Origin of the sequence: Microbacterium sp. (assembly GCF_030149085.1) — a bacterium.
Classification (GTDB): domain Bacteria; phylum Actinomycetota; class Actinomycetes; order Actinomycetales; family Microbacteriaceae; genus Microbacterium.
In genome coordinates, this window is the sequence record NZ_JASBSF010000118.1 from 1 (window position 1) to 6,192 (window position 6,192).

Here is a 6,192-nt window from a genome sequence, read left to right on the forward strand (position 1 = left end):
TCGTGTCGCCGTGGTCGACGACCGTGACCTTGCGCAGCATCTGACGGACGATGACCTCGATGTGCTTGTCGTGGATCGGAACACCCTGCGAGCGATAGACACCCTGGACGCCGTTCACGAGGTACTTCTGCACCTCGCGAGCACCCTGGACACGCATGACCTCCTTGGGGTCGAGCGTGCCGACCTGCAGGGGCTGACCGACAGTGACGTGCTGACCGTCTTCGACAAGCAGCGTCGCGCGCTTGAGGACTGGGTACACGACAGCCTCGTCGCCGTTGTCGGGCGTGAGGATGATCTTCTTGGACTTGTCGGTCTCGTCGATCGTGATGCGACCATCGAACTCGGCGATCGGCGACGCACCCTTGGGGGTACGGGCCTCGAAGAGCTCCTGCACACGGGGCAGACCCTGCGTGATGTCTTCCGCCGAGGCCGAGCCACCGGTGTGGAAGGTACGCATCGTCAGCTGGGTTCCGGGCTCACCGATCGACTGGGCGGCGATGATACCGACTGCCTCACCGATGTCGACGATCTTGCCGGTGGCAAGCGAGCGGCCGTAGCAGGTCGCGCAGACGCCGACGGCCGAGTCACAGGTCAGGACCGAGCGCACCTTGATCGAGGTGACACCGGCAGCAACCAGCTTGTCGATGAGCACGTCGCCCACGTCCTCGCCGGCCTCAGCCACAACGTCGCCGTTCTCGCCGATGACGTCAGCGGCGAGAGTCCGCGCAAACACCGAGTTCTCGACGTTCGGGTCGCGGACGAGCTTGCCGTCGGCGCCGGGGGCAGCGATCGTGAACTCGAGACCCTTCGATGTGCCACAGTCCTCTTCACGGATGATGACGTCCTGCGAGACATCCACGAGGCGTCGCGTGAGGTATCCCGAGTCTGCGGTACGGAGGGCCGTGTCGGCCAGACCCTTACGGGCACCGTGCGTCGCGATGAAGTACTCCGCCACCGACAGACCCTCGCGGTACGAGGAGATGATCGGACGGGGGATGATCTCACCCTTCGGGTTGTTCACCAGGCCTCGCATACCGGCGATGTTCCGGATCTGCAGCCAGTTACCACGAGCACCCGAGCTCACCATGCGGTTGATGGTGTTGTCTTCGGGGAAGTGGGCGCGCATCGCCTTCTGGACCTCGTCGGTGGCCTCGGTCCAGATCTTGATGAGCTCCTGACGACGCTCCGCGTCGGTGGTGAGACCCTTCTCGAACTGTGCCTGGACCTTCGCGGCCTGCTTCTCGTAGCCCGCGACGATTTCGGCCTTGTTCGGCGGCGTGAGGATGTCGCTCAGGGCAACTGTCACACCCGAGCGCGTGGCCCAGTAGAAACCGGCATCCTTGATGCGGTCCAGCGTCGCGGCAACCTCGACCTTGGGGTATTCCTCGGCGAGCTTGTTGACGATCTGGCTGAGCTTGCCCTTGTCGGCCTGCTCACGCACGAACGGGTACCCCTTGGGGAGGGCGTCGTTGAAGATCGCCTGACCGAGCGAAGCGTCCAGCAGCCCGTGGTTGGCGTAGCCCTCAGGAGCGTCACCCTCGAGGAACGTCAGACCCGGGACACGGATGCGGACCTTGGCCTGCAGGTCGAGGGTGCCCTCGTCCTTGGCAAGGATCGCCTCGCCGACCGAGCCGAACACGCGGCCCTCACCGAGCGCACCCTCCTTGACCGTGGTCAGGTGGTGGAGGCCGATGATCATGTCCTGCGAAGGCAGGGTCACGGGGCGTCCGTCCGAGGGCTTGAGGATGTTGTTCGAGGCAAGCATCAGGATGCGAGCCTCGGCCTGAGCCTCGACCGACAGCGGCAGGTGAACAGCCATCTGGTCACCGTCGAAGTCAGCGTTGAAGGCTGCACACACGAGCGGGTGGAGCTGGATGGCCTTGCCCTCGACGAGCTGCGGCTCGAACGCCTGGATACCCAGGCGGTGCAGGGTTGGTGCACGGTTCAGCAGCACGGGACGCTCGCGGATGATCTCTTCGAGCACGTCCCAGACCTCGGGACGCGTGCGCTCGACAGCGCGCTTTGCGGCCTTGATGTTCTGCGAGTGACCGAGGTCGATGAGGCGCTTGATCACGAACGGCTTGAACAGCTCGAGAGCCATCTGCTTGGGAAGGCCACACTGGTGCAGCTGCAGACGGGGACCGACGACGATGACCGAACGGCCCGAGTAGTCCACGCGCTTACCGAGCAGGTTCTGACGGAACCGACCCTGCTTACCCTTCAGCATGTCGCTGAGGGACTTCAGGGCACGGTTACCGGTACCGGTGACGGGGCGACCGCGACGACCGTTGTCGAACAGTGCGTCGACGGCCTCCTGCAGCATCCGCTTCTCGTTGTTGACGATGATCTCGGGAGCACCGAGATCGATCAGGCGGCGAAGACGGTTGTTGCGGTTGATCACGCGGCGGTACAGGTCGTTGAGGTCGGAGGTCGCGAAGCGGCCACCATCCAGCTGCACCAGGGGGCGCAGCTCCGGCGGAATGACCGGGACGACGTCGAGCACCATGGATGCCGGGCTCATGCCGGTCTGCAGGAACGAGTTGACGACCTTCAGGCGCTTGATCGCACGGATCTTGCGCTGGCCCTTGCCCTCGGCGATCTGCAGGTGCAGGCTTTCAGCCTCAGCTGCCAGGTCGAAGGCAGCAAGACGCCGCTGGATCGACTCGGCACCCATGTGGGCCTCGAAGTACTGACCGAACCGGTCCTGCAGCTCCTGGAAGATCTCGTCTTCGGCCTTGAGCGAGCCGACCTCGAGCGTGCGGAACTCTTCCCACACGCGCTCGAGCTTGGCGATCTGGTCGTCGGCCTGCTTGCGGGCCTGCGACATGTCCTTCTCGGCGGCGTCCTTGACCTTCTTCTTCTGGTCGGACTTCGCACCTTCGGCCTCGAGCGCGGCGAGCTCCTCCTCCAGCTTCGCCAGGCGAGCGGCGATCCGCGCGTCGCGGCGGTCGGCGAGCGTCTTCAGCTCGAGACGGAGGTTGTTCTCCTGCGTCGCGAGGTCGCGGTGACGAGCTTCCTCGTCGACCGAGATCACCATGTACGCGGCGAAGTAGATGACCTTCTCGAGGTCCTTCGGCGCCATGTCGAGCAGGTAGCCCAGGCGCGAGGGAACACCCTTGAAGTACCAGATGTGCGTGACGGGTGCGGCGAGCTCGATGTGGCCCATGCGCTCGCGCCGCACGGAGGACTTGGTGACCTCCACGCCACAGCGCTCACACACGATGCCCTTGAAGCGCACACGCTTGTACTTGCCACACGCACACTCCCAGTCGCGCGAGGGGCCGAAGATCTGCTCACCGAACAGACCGTCCTTCTCGGGCTTCAGGGTGCGGTAGTTGATGGTTTCGGGCTTCTTGACCTCACCGAAGGACCAGCGACGGATGTCGTCAGCGGTGGCCAGGCCGATGCGAAGCTGATCGAAAGTTGTTGATTCGAGCACGAGTTCTCAGTTCTCCTGTATCGGAATTCTGTGTTGCCTGGCCGGGTCAGATCTCGTCGATCGACGAGGACTCGAAGCGGCTGGAGATGTTGATGCCGAGCTCCTCGGCAGCACGGAAGGCGTCGTCGTCGGTGTCGCGGAGGTTGACCGCGGTGCCATCGGCCGAGAGGACCTCGACGTTCAGACAGAGCGACTGCATTTCCTTCATGAGGACCTTGAACGACTCGGGGATACCGGGCTCCTGGATGTTCTCGCCCTTGACAATCGCCTCGTACACCTTGACGCGGCCGAGGATGTCGTCGGACTTGATCGTGAGGAGCTCCTGGAGGGCGTACGCGGCGCCGTAGGCCTCGAGGGCCCACACCTCCATCTCACCGAAGCGCTGGCCACCGAACTGCGCCTTACCACCCAGCGGCTGCTGCGTGATCATCGAGTACGGACCCGTCGAACGCGCGTGGATCTTGTCGTCGACGAGGTGGTGCAGCTTCAGGATGTACATGTAGCCGACCGAGATCGGAGCCGGGAACGGCTCGCCCGAACGCCCATCGAATAGCTGCGTCTTACCCGTGGAGTCGATCAGGCGCACGCCGTCACGGTTGGGCAGCGTCGAGTCGAGCAGGCCTGCCAGCTCGGACTCGTACGCACCGTCGAACACGGGGGTCGCGACCTTCGTGCCGGGGGCTGCCTCCCGAGCGATCTCGGGCAGACGTGCTGCCCACTCAGGGTTGCCCTCGACCTTCCAACCCTGCTTGGCGATCCAGCCGAGGTGAAGCTCCAGCACCTGGCCGAAGTTCATGCGGCCGGGGATACCGAGCGGGTTCAGGATGATGTCGACCGGCGTGCCGTCAGCGAGGAAGGGCATGTCTTCGACGGGGAGGATCTTCGCGATGACACCCTTGTTGCCGTGACGGCCGGCGAGCTTGTCACCCTCGGTGATCTTGCGCTTCTGGGCGATGTAGACCACGACACGGCGGTTCACGCCCGAGCCGAGCTCGTCATCACCGTCTTCGGCGTTGAACTCCTTGACGGCGATGATCGTGCCCTGCTCACCGTGGGGAACCTTCAGCGACGTGTCGCGAACTTCGCGGCTCTTCTCGTTGAAGATCGCGCGGAGCAGGCGCTCCTCGGCCGACAGCTCGGTCTCACCCTTGGGTGTGACCTTGCCGACGAGGATGTCGCCGGGACGAACCTCGGCACCGATGCGGATGATGCCGCGCTCGTCGAGGTCCTTCAGCAGGTCGGGGCTGACGTTGGGGAGATCACGGGTGATCTCCTCCTTGCCGAGCTTCGTGTCGCGGGCGTCGACCTCGTACTCCTCGATGTGGATCGACGAGAGGGTGTCATCCTTCACCAGGTCCTGGCTGAGGATGATCGCGTCCTCGAAGTTGTGACCTTCCCACGTCATGAACGCGACGAGGAGGTTCTTTCCGAGGGCCAGTTCGCCGTTCTCGGTGGCAGGACCGTCGGCGATGACCTCGCCGGCTTCGATCCGCTCACCGGCCGAGACGATGACGCGCTGGTTGTAGGACGTGCCCTGGTTGGAGCGGTCGAACTTGCGCAAGAAGTACTCGTCGATCCCGCCCTCGTCGGTCTGCACGGCCACGACATCGGCCGAGACCTCGATGACGACACCGGCGCGCTTGGCGGTGACCACGTCACCGGCGTCGATCGCGGCGAAGCCCTCCATACCGGTTCCAACGACGGGCGAGTCGCTGCGTAGCAGCGGCACGGCCTGACGCTGCATGTTCGCACCCATGAGGGCGCGGTTCGCGTCGTCGTGCTCGAGGAACGGGATGAGCGAGGTAGCCACCGACACCATCTGGCGCGGCGAGACATCCATGTAGCCGATGTCCTCAGCCGGGAACAGGTCGACCTCGCCGCCCTTCTTGCGGGCGAGGACGCGGGTCTCCTGGAAGTGCCCGTCGGCCTTCAGCGGCGCGTTGGCCTGGGCGACGATGAAGTCGTCCTCCTCGGCGGCAGTGAGGTAATCGATCTGGTCGGTCACGCGACCGGCGACGACCTTGCGGTACGGGGTCTCGATGAAACCGAACGAGTTGATGCGCGCGAACGTCGCGAGAGCACCGATCAGACCGATGTTCGGGCCTTCCGGCGTCTCGATCGGGCACATGCGGCCGTAGTGCGAAGGGTGGACGTCACGGACCTCGACGCCGGCGCGCTCACGAGAGAGACCACCGGGGCCGAGCGCCGAGAGGCGACGCTTGTGGGTCAGACCCGCGAGCGGGTTGTTCTGGTCCATGAACTGCGACAGCTGCGACGTTCCGAAGAACTCCTTGATCGCCGCCACGACGGGGCGCACGTTGATCAGGGTCTGCGGGGTGATCGCCTCGATGTCCTGCGTGGTCATGCGCTCGCGAACCACACGCTCCATGCGCGACAGACCCGTGCGGACCTGATTCTGGATGAGCTCGCCGACGGCGCGGATGCGGCGGTTGCCGAAGTTGTCGATGTCGTCGACATCCAGGCGGATGGTCGCCGGCTTGCCGCCACGAACGCCCTCGAAAGTCGCGTCACCGCGGTGCAGGCGGACGAGGTACTTGATCGTCGCGACGATGTCGTCGACGGTGAGCACCGAGTCGCTAAGAGGACCCGAGAGGCCGAGCTTCTGGTTGATCTTGTAGCGACCGACCTTGGCGAGGTCGTAGCGCTTCGGGTTGAAGTAGAAGTTGTCCAGGAGCGCACGCGCGGCCTCCGCAGCGACCTGCTCGCCCGGGCGCAGCTTGCGGTAGATGTCC

Annotated in this window: 2 protein-coding genes; both read right to left on the reverse strand. The window is 64.7% G+C overall.

Annotated elements, in window-relative coordinates; translation table 11 throughout:
• A partial coding sequence (rpoC, locus tag Q1V87_RS04845; RefSeq protein ID WP_300591077.1) for a DNA-directed RNA polymerase subunit beta' occupies window positions 1-3,439 on the reverse strand: 3,439 nt, incomplete at its 3' end.
• Between the two features lie 46 nt (window positions 3,440-3,485).
• Window positions 3,486-6,192: DNA-directed RNA polymerase subunit beta (locus Q1V87_RS04850; RefSeq protein ID WP_300591078.1), on the reverse strand; the 2,707-nt coding region annotated here is incomplete at its 5' end.